The following is an 18,065-nucleotide window of genomic DNA, read 5'->3' on the forward strand; positions in this document are numbered from 1 at the left end:
TTAATTAGTTAGTTTGAGGAATATTTAATGGGAAACAATGCATTTGCGGGAAATCTCGATGGATAATTGCGATCGCCTGGGCTTGACTATCGCGATCGCGAGCTATTAGCTGTGCTGTACCATCTCCTTGTGAACCAACTCCTTTACCTCCATAAATGTGAGGTTGTAGAGCTGGATGAGCCAGTAATTGATGTAATATAGGTGCGCTGAGCTGATCGGGACAGGCAGGAATTAAACAGCGATCAAATTCAGTTTGTGCTTGATTCATTAAATCACCAATTGTTGCCTTATCTCCTTGTTGTAAAGCGTTAACAGCTTGTTGAATTAGATGGGAGTTCATTTTACCCAGATAATTTTGAACTTGAGTCTGAATAGAATTTTGGGCAGTAGGATAACATTGATTGAGTTGGGTGAGTATGGTCTGAGTATCTTTAGAGCCAGCTAAATCAACAATAATCAGATAAAGCTCCTGGGCTACAGTTATAAGCTTTATCTTGTATTGAGCACCGTCAAAAGTCATCAAAATTGGCTGACTACCATAAGCGCAAGCTTGATCGAGTCTGCCACATTGACTAGGAGTAGTTCTCTCCCCTCTGTAAGCCAACTCCATCTCTTCTTGAATAGTCAAACCCAAATCATAGAGATGATTAAAAGCTCTAGCGACTAAAACACATATGGCTGCACTAGATGATAAACCTTTTTTAATTGGTAAATCGGTTAGATAGTTATCGATAGCCAAGCCACCTACTTGATAGCGAATTAGAGCCTGATAAGCAACTCCTGCCACGTAACTATAAAAATTCTCAGTCTTTGCCATACTTAATAACTGTTTCTCCTCCATTGCCAGTTCCAGCACTTGAGAATAATTAGCAGTTTGAAATACTAAATTTGGATGTATTTTTACTTTGGCGTAGATACCTTGATTCGTGCCCACGACAATAGCGTAGCCTGGTTCAATATTAGGGTTTGCTTGACGATATTCAGCAGCCCAATCACTGTGTTCCCCAAATAAACAAAGACGACCAGGAATAAAAATATCCATATTTTAATTAGTAGTGAATTTAGCTTTTTTACCTTGGTAACTTTCCCAATCCTCTGAGTAATCCTGTTAAAATATTGTTTCAATAATATAAAAGTTGTTAAACAAATATATATTTAGTCGACAACTAAAAATTAATTAATATAACCAAACTGACCAACTGTTTAGAAAGGTTTGGCAACTATTCTTTTGCTCAGTAGTCGGGAGAAATTAAAGATGGTATTTAAAACTTGTAAAATTACAGAACAGTATTTATTATGGAGCAGTTTAGAACCTAAAGATAATAATAAATCTCATCAAAAATCAGTTCGTTGGTCTGCTAGCAATAACTCGCTCAATCGAGGTCATGCAACCGCCCAATCTACTCTTCTAGGAGCTATTGCTAAGTATGTACCATCACAGTTGATTGCTGCGTCACTAATTACAGCATTGGGATTATTCAGTCCTTGGGGAAGCAAATCAGCGCAGGCAGCAGTAGGTCCTTATTGTCAATTTTCTCCCGAAGAAATAGACGCCAAAGAAAAGCTATTCCAAGCTTCTTTAGACAAAGACCCAATTGCTGTTAATGAATACAATGCTATTGTCCAAAAACATTCTCAGATGCTACATTTATGCCGTAGTCAAACTTGGCCTCAAGAACAAGCTACTTGGCTCCGTCTATATCCTTGTGATGTTAGTCCTGGTTCAATTGACAATGTTTTAGATCGTATTGTTAATTTGGGCTATAACAAAGTCCATCTAGAAGTTTTTTATGATAGTCAAGTCCTCTTACCTCCCGGGGATAATCCAACACCCTGGACCTCAGTAGTGCGATCGCCTGGAGGAGAAAATATCGATTTACTGCAACAAACAATCGATAAAGCCCATCAAAGAGGATTAAAAGTCTATGCCTGGCTATTTACCATGAATTTTGGTTATAACTATGCCCAACGTCCCGATCGCCAAGAAGCCCTTGCTCGTAATGGAACGGGTCAAGACAGTTTGACTGTTGTTCACGATCGCGCTCAAGCTTTTATCGATCCCTATTCTCGTCAAGCGCAAACAGACTACTATACATTAGTACAAGCAGTCTTGAAACGTCAGCCAGACGGTATTTTATTTGACTATGTTCGCTATCCTCAAGGAACTGGAGGTCAGTCTTCAGTTAATAGCGTTCAAGATCTGTGGATACATGGCAAGTCATCCCTAAACGCTCTCTATAATCGCGCCGGTAATAAAAAAGGATTGGCGATGATTAAAAATTATATTGAAACTGGTAATTTGACCATTAAAGATATTAAAAATATCGATCAGCAATACCCTCAAGAAACTCAGGCGAAGTGGCAAGGTCGACGTAATTATTCTAAATCTAAAGCTTCGATTCAATCTCGCCATCGAAATTTACAATCAGACCTATGGTTTTTTTCTGTCGCCCACGCTGCTCAAGGAATTATTGATTTTCTCTCATTTGCAGCTAGACCAGCCCAAGATCAAGGGATTCCTGCAGGAGCGGTATTTTTCCCCGATGCTAATCGTTTAGTAGGTAGAAGTGGCTTTGATTCTCGTCTTCAGCCTTGGGACAAATTTTCGGCGGATTTAGAGTGGCATCCTATGTCTTATGCCATTTGTAATGTGAATACCGATTGTATTGTCGATGAAGTAGAAACCGTTCTCAAAAAAGCTTCCGCACAAACTAAAGTAATTCCTGCTTTAGCTGGAGCTTGGGGTCAAGTTTATCGACAACATCCTACTTTAGAAGCTCAGATGGAAGCTTTGCGTAAAGCGACTCCCCAAATAAATTCTGTGAGTCATTTTAGTTATGCTTGGCAAGAGCCAGATGCCGATCGACAACGTAAATTCTGTAATTTACAGTAAATATTTAAATTATTTCCTGTATCTGCTATTATGATCGATAGTGAAAATTCTGCGGATGTGGCGGAATTGGTAGACGCGCTAGATTTAGGTTCTAGTGTTTTCGGACGTGAAGGTTCAAGTCCTTTCATCCGCATTTAATTTCAATTAATTAAGCGATCGCTCTTACTGAGTGGTCGCTTGGTATTTTTAGTTACTTTTTTTCGGTATTGATGTAAAGAAATATTACAAAAATCAGCGATCCGCATAAAATTCAATGTGAAGCAAGAAGTAACTATTGGACCATTATCAGATTTTCCTCTAGATATTACGGTCATCAATTGAGCTGAGTAGTATTAGCTCCAGGTTGTTATCTTCTATATACAGGTATATACGGGGCTTAGTTACATAGGAGATAATGTATTTGCCAGATTAATACTACTCACCTTTTTTTTTAGATTTAACTTCTCAATTCGTTAGTTAACTTAAGCAGAAGCTAATAGACCGCTATGCCTTAGCAAGGGTTCAGTTTGGGGTTCTCTTCCTCGGAATGACTGAAATACTTCCATCGGATGTAGACTACCGCCTAAAGAAAGGACGGTATCACGAAAATGTTTCCCAACAGATTTGACAGCATCTTCATCTGATAAGTCAGCCTCTTCAAAAGCAGCAAAAGCATCTGCACTTAAAACTTCTGCCCATTTATAACTGTAATAACCCGCAGCGTATCCCCCAGCAAAGATATGCCCAAAAGCACAGAGAAAGTTATCTTCAGGGATAGGTTGCAAAACACTAGTGGTTTTTGCCAGGCGATCGCGAACATCGTTGGGAGTTTCCTCTCCACCTGGTTGATAATTGGAATGGAGTTCCATATCTAACATACCGAAGTGTAATTGGCGCAGCATAGCCGAACCACTCATATAGTTTTTGGCAGCGACTAGTTTTTGATAATATTCTTCGGGTAAAGTCTCGCCAGTTTGATAATGTTTTGCCATCCCAAAAAGAGTAGGGCGATCGTAACACCAGTTTTCCATAAATTGACTGGGTAACTCTACTGCGTCCCATTCAACATTATTGATTCCCGAAGCACCTACGTAGTCGATAGTAGTCAACATATGTTGTAAGCCGTGACCAAATTCATGGAATAGGGTCGTTACTTCGCCAAAGGTCATTAAGCTGGGTTTATCTTCTACAGGTGGAGTTTGGTTACAGGTAAGGTAAGCGACAGGTAGGCGGGTTTCGGTTTTACCTTCGACAGTCATTTTTGCCCGACCAATGCAGTCGTTCATCCAGGCTCCACCACGTTTTTCGGCGGGACGAGAATAAGGATCTAAATAGAAAAAGGCGATCGCCTCACCTGTCTCATCCGCAATTTGAAAGTATCTGACATCTTCATGCCAGATAGGAGCTTGTCCATCGGCAGCTGTAATTGTTACGCCAAAGATACGGTTAGCCAAATCAAATAATCCGTCTAAAACTTTGGGTAAGGAGAAATAAGGACGTAATTCTTCCTCATTGAAGTCAAATTTAGCTTCACGCTGCTTTTCAGACCAATAACTAACATCCCAATTTTTAAGTTCGTCTTGACCAGAAAAGACTTTTAATTCCTCAAATTCTTGAACTGCTGCATCATAACTAGCAACCCGCAAGTCATCTTGTAGCTTTTGCACTGCTGCTTCATCGGGAGCCATTTTGCTTGCCAGACTTAAGGCAGCAAAGTTATCGAAACCAAGAATATTGGCTTTTTCCTTTCTTAATTCCAGAATGCGATCGATATTAGCGCGATTATCTAGTTCTCCACTTGACGCACGAGATAAAAACGCCTTATAAAGTTTCTCCCGCAATTCCCGATTGGTAGCGTATTTCATAAAGGGAATATAGCTAGGATAATCCAAAGTAACTACCCAAGGACCATTCTCAGGAGTTGCTTCTTCTTCTCCTTCAGCTTTAGCAGTTTGCGCCATTAACCCCAAAGCACTAGGGGGTAAACCTTCAACATCCTTTTTATCAGTCAGCTTTAATTTAAAAGCCTTGGTTGCATCCAAGACATTATTAGAAAACTTAGTCGATAATTCTGCTAGCTCTAACTGAATCTGGTTAAATTTCTCTCTGGTTTCCCCTTCTAAACCCACACCAGACAATTCAAAATCACGGATTGAAGACTCTACAATTCTCTGTTGTGCTGGTTCTAAATTAGACCAGTCTGCACCCTCTTTAATTCCTTTAAAAGCTTCATATAAAGGTTTGCTTTGACTAAGCTGATTGTAAAACTTGACTATCTCTGGCTGCACAGTCTCATAAGCTTCGCGCAACTCAGGACTATTCTTAACACTCATCAAGTGTCCGACAATTCCCCAACTCCAGCCCAAACGCTCTTCAATCGCTGTTAGGGGTTCAACTAAACCAGACCATGTAGGGGTTACATTCTCTTCCAGTTTACTAATCTCTTCTTCTAACTCTTTTAATAGTTGAGTCATTGCAGGAACTACTTGTTCCGCCTTAATTTCGTTAAAGGGTGGTAATCCCTTGCCAATTAATAGTGGATTTTTGGTAATAGTTGCGTCTGTCATGTAAATAGATGCTTAGAGATTATTTTTATATCTATTTACCCTAACGCTTTATTTATCAGTCTCGCAGTAGCAAGCAGGTTGGGATTACCGAAATTTGGTTGCTATCATCCCAACATAAAAATATAAAACTATAAAACAGTTTTTATGATATCGAGAATTTTTGCAGTCCCTCCATTCCTGATTTGCTCCATTGGTAGTTTAAGGTTACTTAGCTTCATTATTGATTCAAATTTCATCTAATAATTGTAGCTTGGAAGAATTGTTAATATGCGATCGCCTACTTTCCGAGAGAGAGAGCGCGCGTGAAGCGCACTGGTAGAGCCAATCGCTATTAATAACAAAAGCTATAAAAACTTGATACCAGATTGTTTTTCAATAGCTTTAAGAGTCCCAATGGGAATTATTTTGCTACTGTGAATTGGAACAATTGCGGTGCGTCGAGTCTCTTGATTAAATAACTTGAGATGCGAACCAGTTTGACCTATTTCATCAAATCCAGCATTTTTGAGTTGTTTGATAATTTCTTTTGCAGTTAGCCGAGGAGTACGAGGGGACATTAAATAATTATCTTTACAAGACCAATTCTATTTGTTCGGTAGTTGAATCACTAGAATATAAATTATCTGGAATCGGTTCAAGCATTAGTTTAATAGCATCTTCTAAATTAGCGATCGCTTTTTGCTTGGTCTCGCCAAAAGAGGAAACAAAATTAAGTTCTGGACAAGTGGCAGAATAAGCTTGTGCTTCTTCATCCCATTCAATAACTGCTCGAATAATCATCAATTTGTAATCTGAGTTGATAAGACAGTAGGATTTTATAATCTTAGCTTGGAAGAATTGTTAATATGCGATCACATATTTTCAGAGTTAGAGGGATCGCCTGTGAATATTATTTATTATTATGAAATAATTTTTTCTAGTTCAATAATCAAAGCTGGTAAGCTCTTTTGCAAAGTATCCCAAACGATATCAAAATCGATATCATCATCTTCATGAACAAGACGATTACGCATTCCATTAATAAATCTCCAAGGAATTTTTTGTAAGTTATTCTGAGTTATTTTAGATACTCGATTAGATGCTTCTCCAATAATTAAAAGTCTACGGACAACAGCATCTTGAAGCTGTAAATCACTTTCTAAATCTGTTCTCGATCTCTCTTCAACATAGCCAACAACAATTTTTGCAGACAACAACATATCAAGAAGAAACTAGCGATCTCGATTCATATATAATCTGGGCAGAATTTAGGATAGCGTCTCGACGCAAATAATTTTTACTAGCTGCAATACCTTTACGAGTAATTAAGTCGATGTCCCGATTAAAAATATCCTTTAATTCATCTTCCATTTGCACTAAGTCAAATAAAGTTGGATGAGAATCAGGATGAAATTGTACTAATATGTCAACGTCACTATCAGAATGAAAATCATCTCTCAATACAGAACCAAACAATGCAAATTCTGACACTTGCCAGCGATCGCAAAAACTTTTGATTTGCTCCATTGGTAGTTTAAGGTTGTTGAGCTTCATTATTGATTCAAATTTCATCTAATAATTGTAGCTTGGAAGAATTATTAATATGCGATCGCAGCGTATCAGATTTCAAGCGATCGCCTGTAAATCTACCTCTTTCTTAAGCGGGAATTTAAAATCTTCACTAAATTCATACTTGTAACCCATGAGTTTGAGAACCGCTATCTTAATCAAAAGTTACAGAAACACGAGGTTGATCAGCTATTGGTGAAAAGCCATACTGTTTAAAAATCTCCTGGGCTTCAGGAGAAAAGAGAAATTGCAGTATTTGTTGGGCAACTTGAGGATTTTTGCTGTCTTTAACAATGGTAACAGGATAGACTACCGGTGAATGAGTTTTTTGGGAAGCAGTAGCCACAACCGCAAGACATTGGAATTGAAAAAATATCTAAAAAGATGATTCGGATATCACGCCTGTGCTAAGCATCCCGTATTGCTGCTGCCTTCCGGCCCTGACAAGGTTTGGGCGTTAATACCGCATGAGTCCGAATCACAAACTAGCATAACATATCTCAGGGCTAAGATAACCAAGAATTTTTTTGGTATTGGAGAGTTTCCCCATTGAGCAGAATTTCTTCTTAAGTTAGCGATCGCTAACTTGTCACAGGCCATTCAGGACTCGAACCTGAAACCTACGCCTTAGAAGGGCGTTGCTCTATCCAATTGAGCTAATGACCCAAATCAGCTAAAAAATTTTAACATATTATCATCCTAGATTGTTAGAAAAACTGACGATAAAGGGCTTCGACCCAGCTATAAGCCATAAGCTATAAGCTATAAGCTAGTTAGAAGAAGTTTTAAACCTCTCCTAACTGTAGACTACTAAACAAGTATTGTTTAGTAGGGGTCTTAAACCCTCTTAGCTTTAGAGCTCAGAGCTTATAGCTTTTTGATCAAAAAGAGCGATCGCTTTTAGTTCAAAGCAGACCGCACTAAATAAGTCTATTTTCTGAAATTAAATTTAGAATTTTGTTTGAATCTAATTAGAAGCTACTGTTTCTGCATCGACATCAACTGTTTCGCTACTTGCATTTTCTACATTTACATTATTATTTTCTTGTCTAGCTTGTAATTTGGCAATAAGCATTTGCGATAATTCTGTAAATAGTAAACCTGCTACCACTACATCATCAATTTGACCCAAAATTGGGATAAAATCGGGTGCAATATCAATCGGACTAATAAGATATATTACAGTCCCAAGCATTACCCACCAACGATATTGAGGGTGGCGAATTGCGTTACGATACCAGTCGTACAGGGAAGAAAGGGAAAAATTCATCTTGGTCTTTGTGTCCTCGATTAACTACATTTATTATGACAGCTCAAGGTTTAAACTTCAGTGTGGATAACCTCATCCAAATATTTCGGTAAGTACTATTTTTTATTTACCTAATTAAAGTATCAAGCACAAAAGATTCAAGCCAAATTGACGCTTATAAACTTTTTTATCTAGGAAATCATAAATTAAATGATGTATAATCCAAGGCTTTAAATGTTTTTCAATCAAATATTGAAGAGATATTTTTAATATACAAACTATACTACAAATAATCACTATTTTAAGTAGATAATTTAGAGGTAATAGATACCAAGCTAAAATATTTATCATGATTGCTATGGGTAAAAACAAGCCCCAAAATAGCCAAGCAATCCGATACCTAGTCTTAAGAGGCAACTGAGATAATATTTGTAAAATTAGCCAATAATGAGCATCTAAAACTCTAGGTAATAATTGAGAGTTTTGCCAAAAATTTTGCTGAATTTGCTGAGATATTTTTCCTTCTAAATCGATAACACTACGAACTACTGTTGTTGGTTTTTGATTGGTGACTGATAAGTAATTAGTGGAAAAAATTAAGTAAGATTGCTCAAAGGGTAACTGATTGATAAAGTTTTTAGGGTAAACTGAATTTAATATTTTTGCTATTGGAGAATTTAGCAAAGCATAATAGCGTAAATCAGCTAATTTAGCTGATGAAAGAGATAATTTCTGCTTGTTTAGTATTACTTGTTCAATGCTACTAATAATTTCTGGAGTAAGTTGAAAGTGAACTTGGCGGGGAATAGTAACTCTACGACTAATTCTTGATTCTTCCACCTTGATACAAGAATTCAAGATATTGTTAATATTATTGGTTGTGTTGGTCGTTACTGCTTGATTATTCACTGTCTAGCAATCAAAGAAAGCATAAATTTGACCAAGCCTCGCCACTGTTGTTCTCCTGCGGTGGTTGACTGTTCGTGAAGTTGTAATAAAAGATCGCGATCGCTACGCCCTAAAATTGCCTGAGAATAGCGGTTAATAATTTTGCCATCTAATTGTAGAGAAGTTTGAGCATAAGTAGTGTCAGTAATATTGCTGGTCGATGAGGAACTGCGTAAAATGCGATCGCGACGATCTAAGGCGATTTTTCTTTTGTCTAACTGACGTAAAACATTAACAAATTGACGATCTTGCAATAGCTTATAGACCGCAGACATAGTTTCGTAACGTTTATTAGGAATGGGGGCGGGAAGTCTCGTAGAAATAGTTTCCCATTCACAGTCTCTTTGAGTTAAAACTGGCAAATCCCGTTTGATTTCCGATACCAAAGTGCGATTGTAAAGCTGTGAACTAGGATCGATCAATAATAAACAATAGGCTAATTCTAATTGACGGCGTAATTGTAAATAGCGATCGCCAAGAGTTAAATTAATTCCCGACTGCTTTAAATAAGAACGAGAAAGATAGTAGATAGCTTGATAAACTTCCCAAGGAATAAATACTTCATCAACAATTTCTTCGACGATGACGGTGCTTATTTCTACGGCAGTAATATTTTCCAGCAGATTATGTTTCATTTCTGGGAGGAATAAAGTTATAAAGTCCCCCAAGCTTGGGGGATTTAGAGTGCAACATTCAGATTATTTGTAGGGGCGAACGGCGGTTCGCCCTTACGACAATATTATGTGTCTCAGGTATTGTCCAAATTGATATTATAGTCATTCCAAATAGCAACCAGACGATTTTCGGAAAAAGTAGCAAATAGCAAATAGCAAGTAATATTTTAGGCTGCTGCTAATACATATCTACCATAAGGAAATTAATTGGAATGACTATAAGACATGACTGGGGCTTCGCCTTTGAAGTCAGAGGGCAGCATGGATGACAATTCAATAGTCTGGTGAATATTTCCTATTCTGCTTGCTCCGTAGATGGTTGGGAATTTCCATGATGCTGAGATTCCCAATTTTGCCAATTTTGAGCAGCGTTGCGAATATTAAGAGACTTTAGATCAAAAACCTCTTGCTTACCTTCGGGTTCATCTTCTAACCAATCTCCCCAGTCACCTTGCTCTGCTTGAGGATGTTTTTCATCTTCGGCATCATCATCATCATCATCATCAATATCAGCTAAAGAAAGTAAATCGTCAACAACGCTATCATCTTCATCCTCCGGTACAAAAGAAGGTAACTTCGGTTCTAATTGATCCGTGTCGACATCTAAATTATCCTCTGATGAAACCCGAGCAGTATTTTTGACTGCTTTTCCCGCCACAAGGGCTTCGGGGGATTTATTGCCAGATAGCTGATTTGTCTCAGGTTTAGCGGGTAAAGATTCCCTGGTAACATCTGCGGCTATGTCTACCCAACTAGATTGTCCAGCATTTTCTTGCTGTTGCTGAAAAGCCGACATTAAATGAAACATTTTTTGGAGGCTAACTAAATTATGCTGAATTGTCTGATGTCCTTGAGTTACCTGTTCAATGTGAAACTGTTTAATTTCCGAGTAGCGATCGCCCGCGAATTGTTCGCCAATTTCATTCTCGATTTTTCCTTCAATCAAGTTGATATGAGTGCGTAAATAATTATCTACTGGGGATTGATTAGCATTTATCTGTCTAGTTTTTCCTGAATTAGAAATTATTTTAGTTGTAATATCTAACTTTGGCGCATTACTCATAGCAACAAGAAATGCTTCACTAATGTTTCCTGTTCTGATTGCCTGTTTAAAATCTTCGCTAGATGTCATCGGTTTTAATCTCGAATGTTAGATAGTCGGATATCAATTAGAACTTTAGTTGATTGAGCAACGAGCTATTCTCGATCATTTTTCGGATGAGAGATTCGAGTTTGTAAAAATATTACGCATCTTTGTCAAGCTGGTTAGCTTTTCAATTAACGATGCTTGTCTTTGCTCTACTTGCTCTATATGCAATCGTTGTAGTTCGTCATAGACTGGATTGTCAATTAATTTAAGATCAATTTCATGATTTACTGTGCCATCAAGGAGGTTGAAACGTGTATATAAACGGCTTTCTGATGAAGATGAATTAATTTGGTCTAGATCCTCACTGGTATAGATGGTAGTGACTTCTAGCTCCATAGCTTCACTTATGGCGATGGTTAATGCCTCAAATATTTTCCCTGCCTGAATTTTAGCTTTAACTTCTTTATTTAAAGTCATTTGATATGAGTTCGGAGTTCGGAGTTCAGAATTCGGAGTTATAGGTTATAGGTTATAAACTTTATCCTTAATGTAAGAGAGAAGACCTCTTCCTTGCCTAAGCTTACCAAGAGTTTCAGTCGTTGTATAATTGTCTCAAGAACGAAAACCAAGTTCTTGATTAGTACCTCGACAACTGAATATAATAGGGTTCCAGTCAGAACAGCTTGACTGGGTAAAATATTCAAGCCACGAAGTTAAGAAATCGACACCGCGATTAGAGATGCTCTTAAGATCAGAGTCTCTCTCGCGATAAATTTCACCGTACTGGGGGGCAACCAGGAACGGGTCACTTGTAACAGTGACGAAAAGCTTGTGGATCGACCAATTTCGGGGATGTGTTGGCAACATTGTTGTTCTCATCTAGATACGTCGGGATGAATCAAGAATCACCTTCCTTCAGGTAGGTGAGTGTCAACGCCAAAAGTTGGTGACATTGTAGCCCAAGTTTTCCAGCATTTGGTGTAGCAGAGGAAGACTTAAACCAATGACATTACTATGGCAACCTTCAATTTTCTCGACAAACATACCGCCTTTTCCTTCTAAGGCAAAGCTACCAGCACATTTGAGAGGTTCGCCAGTAGCAATATAAGCTTCAATAGTGCGATCGCTGATATCGGCAAAATAAACGTTAGTGATACCGCAACGAATTATTTGTCTTTGTTGTTTGAGGTCTAATAAAGCGTGACCTGTATAAATTTTCCCCATCCTTCCCCGCATTCCTCGCCAGCGGGCGATCGCAATCTGAGGAGATTCAGGCTTACCATAAATGCGATCGTTAACTGTTAAAACCGAATCACAACCCAGAACTAAAGCATCGTCAAACTGTGGTGCAACAGTTTCGGCTTTGCATTTAGCTAAGGTTTGAACTAATTCTGTCGCATCTTCGATTTGAATCTGATCTTCATCAAAATCACTAATGCAGACTAGAGGTTCTAGTCCTACCATTCGTAGAAGTTTTAGACGAGCAGGAGAAGCAGAAGCTAAAACAAAAGGTGGAGATGAAGAATTGACATTCATATAATTGAGAACAGACTAGACAAGGAATTGAGAGAGTAGATATTATGTCTAACCTTTAACTTAAAGCTAAAAGCTAAAAGCTAACGGCTAAGAGCTATTGAGTTATTTTATCCCTCATCCCTTATCCACATCATTTTGAACGGTTAACGTACAGAGAAAGATTTAGCGGCGATTTCAAAACTATCTTTAACTTGATCCCAACGTCTCTGAGGAGTAGACAAGCTAAATGTAAAAATTTTGCCTCGACTTACTGCAACACTGGCTATATTGTGTCTTTCTCCCTGATCGGGTAAATTTTCTTCGTATTCTAATAAATAGTAAGTTTTATCTGTACCCTCACGAGATTCGGCTCTAATAAATTCGGCTTCTCTGTCGGCTTTGGGAGTACTATTAATTACTTTTAATAGACGATATCCTACCTCAGAAGGAGTTCCTAAATCTTCTAATGTTTTACCATCAGGAACTTCGTTGATAATCACGCTGAGATTTTCTGTTCTTTCTACTAAATCTCGAAATACAACATCCACGCTCCCTCTAGCAGATGAGCCTAAATTAACAGGAATCCAACCATTAGGATATAAAAATTCATATCCTTTATTGGTGTTGACATAGCTCTGTAATCCGCTTACTCCCGCTGAACAACTTGATATTATTAAGCATAGGACAATTAACAATCCAGCGAAAAACGACTTGAACATTTTTATTCTATTACCTCTATTAATTTGTTTCTGATGTTATTATTTCTTTTGCTATTGTCTCATGATGCAGCAAGACTCTAAACCACAAAGAAATACCCTGCGCTACAAATATTAAAACACAGGGTAAAATTCAAACAATTTTTTACTGATTGGAATATTTAATAGTTAAAAATTTAGCTAGCACTTGATGCAAATACTGCAACAGCCATAATTCCGCCAACGAGCAAAAATGCTAATACACCAAAAATCACATAGTTACGTTTTTCAGTTGCGTTTGGCTCTTCTGCTGTATACATTTGGGGTTCTCTAGCAAAATTATTTAGTCTTCCCCCTTCTTCCTCTGTATAAGGCATGAATTTTTATTTCCTCTGATTACTATTTATAAACCTTCATAAATAGTAATCTTATTTATCTAATCGCACAATAAACATTTACATTTTTCCCAAGAAATCTGTGACTCCCAATACTTATCGGACAAGCATTTTGATTAATTGGTGGTTTAACTTTCATGGGGATCTAATTGCTCAGGAATAATCATCAGTAGGTCAGTAACTCCCAAATCAACTCCCTGTTGATTAATTAGAGTAGAAACTTGACCTCGGTGATGGGTTTGATGATTAAAAAAATGCTGTATCAGTTGTCCAAAGTTTTTCTGATACTGCTGTCCTTTAGTATCGGTGTATTGCAGACCGTGATCTAAATCGACTGAGCTAATTTCTTGACACCAGTTGATAATAACTAAATCGAGTTCATGTCTAGATTGATACCAAGCCTCAAGATCATCGGCTACGATCTGGTCTAAGGCTGTGTAACTAGTTAACTCTGGTAAATGATTGAGACTTTTATATTGTTGAGGATATTGTGAAAATCTCCTTAACCAAATTACATCTGCTACAAAAATGTGATTGAGAGTTCCCAAAATTGAGCCAAAAAATGCTCCTTGATCTTGTTTGATTTTCTCATGGTCTAACTTTTGAGCTGTTTGATAAACTTTCTGATTCATCCATTGGTTATATCGGCTCATTAGTTGTAAGTTATTTAACAGACTCATCAAATCAATCCAGTTTTATATTTTAGAAAAATTATAATTCCTGCTTATAGTCCCAACACTCTTGTATTCTTTAGCCGTAATTCATCCTTTATTCTTATCAAAAAGCTTTTAGCTCTTAGCTTTTAGCCCTTAGCTTTTAGCTCTTAGCTCTAAAGATTACGCTTTGTAAACGGCTAACAGCTTAAAGCTATTGGGTTTAAAATCCCATCGCCTATGCGATGTCTACAATCAGGTAGGGTCTAAAACCCTATTTGATTGAAGCTAATAGCTAATAGCTAATAGCTAATAGCTAGGGCGAAGCCCTTTATGATTAATTTAATGTTCGATAAATTGTTAAAAGAAAAAGTTATTCACTGGGGTTTATCTGGATTAATATCTTCGTTTTTGATTGGGATGATCCAAACGCCAGGTTTATCAAAAACTTTAAGAGTTGGCACAAAACCTTTTGCTCCTTTTGCGTTTGTTCAAGATGGTGAATACATTGGTTTTAGTATCGATTTATGGCAGGAAATAGCTAAAGAACTAGAATTAGATTATGAATTATATGGCGAAAAAACTGTTACAGATCTTTTGAGTTCAGTAGAGTCAGGAAATACGGATGTGGCGATCGCTGGTATTACCATTACCTCCGAAAGAGAAAAAAACTTAGATTTCTCTCACTCCTTTTTTGAATCGGGATTGCAGATATTAGTACCGATAAATTCTGCAGCTTCTCCTATTAGTACTTTTATTTGGCTAATTTTTTCGCCAATTCTCTTAAAAACCATCGTTGTGTTATTAATCGTAATTGTTATTTCGGCTCATTTACTATGGTTTTTTGAACGAAAACATAATCCTGAGATGTTTCCTCAAGAATACTTGAAGGGAATATGGGAAGCTTGCTGGTGGTCTGTAGTAACAGTAGTCACCGTAGGTTATGGAGATAAAGCACCTATCGGTATTGCGGGGCGAATCATTGCAACCGTCTGGATGTTTACGGGAGTATTATTAGTATCATATTTCACTGCTTCTGTTAGTTCTGCTTTGACAGTACAGCAGCTAGAAACCACTATCCAAGGACTAGAAGATCTTACAGGAAAAACAGTCGCCACTGTCAAAGGTAGTACAGCAGCGGAATATTTAGCTAATCGTCCGATAAAAAAGATTGAATACGAACTGGTAGAAGAAGCTTTTCAATCTCTGGAAAAATCACAAGTAGACGCAGTTGTTTACGATTCTCCTGTTCTACAAAATTATACTGTTCGAGATGGTGCAGGTAAAGCTAAAGTTGTTGGCACAGTTTTTGAACGACAAAGTTATGGTATTGCCTTAAAGACGGATAGTCCTTATAGAGAAGAAATTAACCAGGTCATACTATCAATAGTTGAAAGTGGCGTTTACGATGAAATTTACCAAAAATGGTTTGGTGAGACGGAGCAAATGAATTCAATTAATTGATTAAATTTTGGCGTTGGTTAATGGGTAATACCAAAAAGCTTAAAATGGGATGATCAAGACTAAATGTTATGCTAATGTACTGTCCCAAATGCAACTCTTCTCAAAACAAGAAAATTAGACATTTACTAACGCCTAATATTTTTCGTAATGAGGTTGATAAGAATAGATGCATATTGCTCTTCGTCCCATATCAGAAGCTGACTTCAAGTTTATTTATGAAGTGACAAAAGTAACCATGCAAACTTATGTTGAGCAGACCTGGGGAAGTTGGATTGATGAAGAACAGTGGACAAGAACTTACAATTCAATTAATTTGTTAACCCATCAGATTATTCAGCTTAACAGTCAAGATATTGGATGTTTGGCAGTCGAGAGATCTCCAAGCCACATACAATTAACGAAATTTTATATACTTCCTCATTTTCAGCATCGTGGAATTGGTTCATTTTTAATCAAACAGTTAATTAATGAAGCTAAAACATTACAAATACCCCTGCGACTTAGAGTCTTAGCAGTCAATCCAGCAATTAACTTATATAAGCGGAAAGGTTTTGTTATTCAAACACAAACAAAGGAGAGAATTTACATGGAGTACGCAGAGTTAAATTAGGTTACTGACGTAAGCATCATAATTTATTGAAAGAGACTTGAGATTGCCTTTATTTTTTTCTAAAGCATTACGCATTCACCAGCGCCTAAATTTTCTATTGGCGACCTTATATGAAATATGTTTAAATTGGCTACGGATAATTGACGCGCAGACGCGGAGGTAGAGAGACACGGAGAAAATATATGTAGCGTTGATTTTTGTATTTCATATTAAATTTGCCACAATTCAATTGCGCCTTGTTCGTTGCTACCTGCAAAAGTTTGACCATCAGCAGAAATTGCGATCGCACCAGTTTGCCAGCTGGGAGTGGCGATCGCTACTATTTCTGACTGAGCTTCTTTGTTCCAGAGCTTGATAGTTTGGTCTGCCCCAGCACTGGCAATTGTCTGTCCATCGGGACTAAAACCAATGGCACTAATTCCTTGTTTATGTCCGACCATTGTTGCTGTCTCTTCTTTACTAGCAACATTCCACAGCTTAATTGTTTTATCTCTACTGCCACTAGCTAGTATTTGCCCGTCGGGACTAAATGCTAAGGCATTAATGGCTAGTTTGTGTGCTGCAAAAGAAGCTGTTTCTGACTGACTAGTAACATTCCACAGCTTAATTGTTTTATCTGCTCCCCCACTGGCGAGTATTTGTCCGTCGGGACTAAATGCTAGAGCATTAATAGCTAGTTTGTGTGCGACAAAAGAAGCTGTTTCTGACTGACTGGCAACATTCCACAGCTTAATTGTCTTATCTGCCCCCCCACTGGCGAGAGTTTGACCATCAAGACTAAACACTACGGCATTTGGGGCTAATTTATGTCCAGTTAGGGTAGCAATTTCTGTTCCTTCGGCAACACTCCAGAGCTTAATTGTTTTATCCTTGGCAGTACTGGCGAGTATTTGTCCGTCGGGGCTAAATGCTAGTGATAATACTGACTCAGAGTGTCCTGACATCTGACATAGTTGGCTTATCGATACTAAACTCCACAATGTTTTACCAGAATTAACGGGTTGCACATTAGCAGGTGCAGGACTTTGAGTGTTTTCGATGACTGGTGGTGTAGCTTTTGCTTTAGATATGTTTGTATTGACCGCAGCTTTGGGGCGAGTCTCTTCTTTTGGTTCGAGGCTAGATTTTTGCTTAGTTTCTACTTCTTGTCTGGCGGCTGGTTCGGGTATGAGTTCTGCTACTGGTGTAATTTCTGGTTTCGGAGCTGGTTCAGGGATGGGTTGGACTATGGGTGGTTGAGATAATTCGGCTGCTGGTTGAGCCTCTCTTGATGCGGGAATAGTTTTTTTCGCTTCAGCTACGACATCGGCAGTAGGAACAGGTTTGTTTTCTAATTTTGGTGAAGCCTCTGGTTTGACTGGTGGAGGGGAAGCTACTTCCATTTTCATTGGCTTTACCACTACCGTGGTATTAAGAGTCAGGCATTCAAAAGTAAATTCAGGACCTTTTGAGCCTAAAGTAATGCGATCGCCTGATTCTAATTGTTGAGGATTTTTAATAGGGCGATCGTTAACCAAAGTACCGTTAGTAGTGCCCAAATCGTTTATTTGCCAGTTAGCATCCAACAGCTTGATCTCAGCGTGACGACGAGACACGGTAATATATTCGTGCGGATCTAGAGAAATCTGGCATTCAGGAGAGCGACCAATAATTGTCTTTTTTGTCGTTGATAAGGTATATTTTTGGGCTTTCGCATTATCGACTGAGGTGGTCTTCCAACTAAGAGTAGCCCAGCTTGCTCGTTCGTCTTTGGTCATATGTTTTGTCTGCTCTGCAAAATTTCCT

The 18,065-nt window shown here is 38.0% G+C and carries 20 protein-coding genes, 2 tRNA genes and 1 other RNA gene; 4 read left to right on the top strand and 19 right to left on the bottom strand.

Annotated features, from left to right (window positions below; translation table 11 throughout):
* Nucleotides 1–4 precede the first annotated feature (4 nt).
* The gene (locus PLEUR7319_RS0105440) at nucleotides 5–1,042 is read right to left on the bottom strand and encodes a mevalonate kinase (RefSeq protein WP_019504190.1); all 1,038 of its coding nucleotides are present in this window, start codon (nucleotides 1,040–1,042) and stop codon (nucleotides 5–7) included.
* Nucleotides 1,043–1,255: 213 nt separating this feature from the next.
* Between PLEUR7319_RS0105440 and PLEUR7319_RS0105445 the strand changes: the two genes are divergently transcribed.
* Together PLEUR7319_RS0105445 and PLEUR7319_RS0105450 are read left to right on the top strand one after the other, a co-directional pair.
* Complete coding sequence (locus tag PLEUR7319_RS0105445; protein WP_019504191.1) at nucleotides 1,256–2,893, top strand: family 10 glycosylhydrolase; 1,638 nt, start codon at nucleotides 1,256–1,258, stop codon at nucleotides 2,891–2,893.
* A gap of 51 nt (nucleotides 2,894–2,944) precedes the next feature.
* Nucleotides 2,945–3,026: transfer RNA gene (locus PLEUR7319_RS0105450), tRNA-Leu, on the top strand.
* 328 nt (nucleotides 3,027–3,354) lie between these two features.
* Here the strand turns inward: PLEUR7319_RS0105450 and PLEUR7319_RS0105455 are convergent.
* From PLEUR7319_RS0105455 to PLEUR7319_RS0105540, 17 genes are all read right to left on the bottom strand, one after another.
* Nucleotides 3,355–5,439, bottom strand: a complete 2,085-nt coding sequence (locus PLEUR7319_RS0105455) for a M3 family metallopeptidase (protein WP_019504192.1) — start codon at nucleotides 5,437–5,439, stop codon at nucleotides 3,355–3,357.
* A 344-nt stretch (nucleotides 5,440–5,783) separates the two neighbouring features.
* A complete protein-coding gene (locus tag PLEUR7319_RS0105465; protein WP_019504194.1) occupies nucleotides 5,784–5,996 on the bottom strand; it encodes a type II toxin-antitoxin system HicA family toxin in 213 nt (70 codons plus the stop codon).
* Between the two features lie 13 nt (nucleotides 5,997–6,009).
* Entirely contained in the window at nucleotides 6,010–6,219 is a 210-nt protein-coding gene (locus PLEUR7319_RS0105470) for a type II toxin-antitoxin system HicB family antitoxin (protein ID WP_019504195.1), read from the bottom strand.
* A gap of 119 nt (nucleotides 6,220–6,338) precedes the next feature.
* Nucleotides 6,339–6,638, bottom strand: a complete 300-nt coding sequence (locus PLEUR7319_RS0105475) for a DUF86 domain-containing protein (RefSeq protein WP_019504196.1) — start codon at nucleotides 6,636–6,638, stop codon at nucleotides 6,339–6,341.
* Nucleotide 6,639: 1 nt separating this feature from the next.
* Entirely contained in the window at nucleotides 6,640–6,972 is a 333-nt protein-coding gene (locus PLEUR7319_RS0105480; protein ID WP_026102327.1) for a nucleotidyltransferase family protein, read from the bottom strand.
* A gap of 169 nt (nucleotides 6,973–7,141) precedes the next feature.
* Nucleotides 7,142–7,333: an extracellular solute-binding protein gene (locus PLEUR7319_RS0105490; RefSeq protein WP_019504199.1), complete on the bottom strand. Its 192-nt coding sequence runs from the start codon at nucleotides 7,331–7,333 to the stop codon at nucleotides 7,142–7,144.
* Nucleotides 7,334–7,370: 37 nt separating this feature from the next.
* Nucleotides 7,371–7,467: signal recognition particle sRNA small type (ffs, locus tag PLEUR7319_RS38840), an RNA gene on the bottom strand.
* A gap of 112 nt (nucleotides 7,468–7,579) precedes the next feature.
* A tRNA-Arg gene (locus PLEUR7319_RS0105495) sits at nucleotides 7,580–7,653 on the bottom strand.
* A 301-nt stretch (nucleotides 7,654–7,954) separates the two neighbouring features.
* A complete protein-coding gene (locus PLEUR7319_RS0105500) occupies nucleotides 7,955–8,257 on the bottom strand; it encodes a YkvA family protein (RefSeq protein WP_019504200.1) in 303 nt (100 codons plus the stop codon).
* A gap of 114 nt (nucleotides 8,258–8,371) precedes the next feature.
* Nucleotides 8,372–9,145 carry a hypothetical protein gene (locus PLEUR7319_RS0105505; protein ID WP_019504201.1) on the bottom strand — a complete coding sequence of 258 codons (774 nt, stop codon included), beginning with the start codon at nucleotides 9,143–9,145 and terminating at the stop codon, nucleotides 8,372–8,374.
* Nucleotides 9,142–9,819 carry a hypothetical protein gene (locus tag PLEUR7319_RS34365; RefSeq protein WP_019504202.1) on the bottom strand — a complete coding sequence of 226 codons (678 nt, stop codon included), beginning with the start codon at nucleotides 9,817–9,819 and terminating at the stop codon, nucleotides 9,142–9,144. Before PLEUR7319_RS34365 ends, PLEUR7319_RS0105505 begins: the two co-directional genes overlap by 4 nt.
* A gap of 334 nt (nucleotides 9,820–10,153) precedes the next feature.
* Nucleotides 10,154–10,990: a hypothetical protein gene (locus PLEUR7319_RS37830; RefSeq protein ID WP_019504203.1), complete on the bottom strand. Its 837-nt coding sequence runs from the start codon at nucleotides 10,988–10,990 to the stop codon at nucleotides 10,154–10,156.
* Nucleotides 10,991–11,065: 75 nt separating this feature from the next.
* Nucleotides 11,066–11,425 carry a hypothetical protein gene (locus PLEUR7319_RS34375; RefSeq protein WP_019504204.1) on the bottom strand — a complete coding sequence of 120 codons (360 nt, stop codon included), beginning with the start codon at nucleotides 11,423–11,425 and terminating at the stop codon, nucleotides 11,066–11,068.
* A 453-nt stretch (nucleotides 11,426–11,878) separates the two neighbouring features.
* On the bottom strand, nucleotides 11,879–12,484 hold the full coding sequence (locus PLEUR7319_RS0105525; RefSeq protein ID WP_019504205.1) for a nucleoside triphosphate pyrophosphatase: 606 nt from the start codon (nucleotides 12,482–12,484) through the stop codon (nucleotides 11,879–11,881).
* A 143-nt stretch (nucleotides 12,485–12,627) separates the two neighbouring features.
* Complete coding sequence (gene psbP, locus PLEUR7319_RS0105530; protein WP_019504206.1) at nucleotides 12,628–13,182, bottom strand: photosystem II reaction center PsbP; 555 nt, start codon at nucleotides 13,180–13,182, stop codon at nucleotides 12,628–12,630.
* A gap of 173 nt (nucleotides 13,183–13,355) precedes the next feature.
* Nucleotides 13,356–13,535, bottom strand: coding sequence for a photosystem II assembly protein Psb34 (psb34, locus tag PLEUR7319_RS0105535; RefSeq protein WP_019504207.1), 180 nt, complete (start codon nucleotides 13,533–13,535; stop codon nucleotides 13,356–13,358).
* A 146-nt stretch (nucleotides 13,536–13,681) separates the two neighbouring features.
* Entirely contained in the window at nucleotides 13,682–14,233 is a 552-nt protein-coding gene (locus PLEUR7319_RS0105540) for a DinB family protein (protein WP_036798719.1), read from the bottom strand.
* 318 nt (nucleotides 14,234–14,551) lie between these two features.
* Between PLEUR7319_RS0105540 and PLEUR7319_RS0105545 the strand changes: the two genes are divergently transcribed.
* Nucleotides 14,552–15,670 (top strand): transporter substrate-binding domain-containing protein, encoded by a 1,119-nt coding sequence (locus PLEUR7319_RS0105545; protein WP_144054256.1) that lies wholly within the window; start codon nucleotides 14,552–14,554, stop codon nucleotides 15,668–15,670.
* 166 nt (nucleotides 15,671–15,836) lie between these two features.
* The gene (locus PLEUR7319_RS34380) at nucleotides 15,837–16,280 is read left to right on the top strand and encodes a GNAT family N-acetyltransferase (RefSeq protein WP_019504210.1); all 444 of its coding nucleotides are present in this window, start codon (nucleotides 15,837–15,839) and stop codon (nucleotides 16,278–16,280) included.
* A 209-nt stretch (nucleotides 16,281–16,489) separates the two neighbouring features.
* Here PLEUR7319_RS34380 and PLEUR7319_RS37835 read toward each other — a convergent pair whose 3' ends face one another.
* Nucleotides 16,490–18,037: an FHA domain-containing protein gene (locus tag PLEUR7319_RS37835; RefSeq protein WP_019504211.1), complete on the bottom strand. Its 1,548-nt coding sequence runs from the start codon at nucleotides 18,035–18,037 to the stop codon at nucleotides 16,490–16,492.
* Nucleotides 18,038–18,065: the final 28 nt, after the last annotated feature.

It is taken from the genome of Pleurocapsa sp. PCC 7319, assembly GCF_000332195.1.
Lineage (GTDB): Bacteria > Cyanobacteriota > Cyanobacteriia > Cyanobacteriales > Xenococcaceae > Waterburya.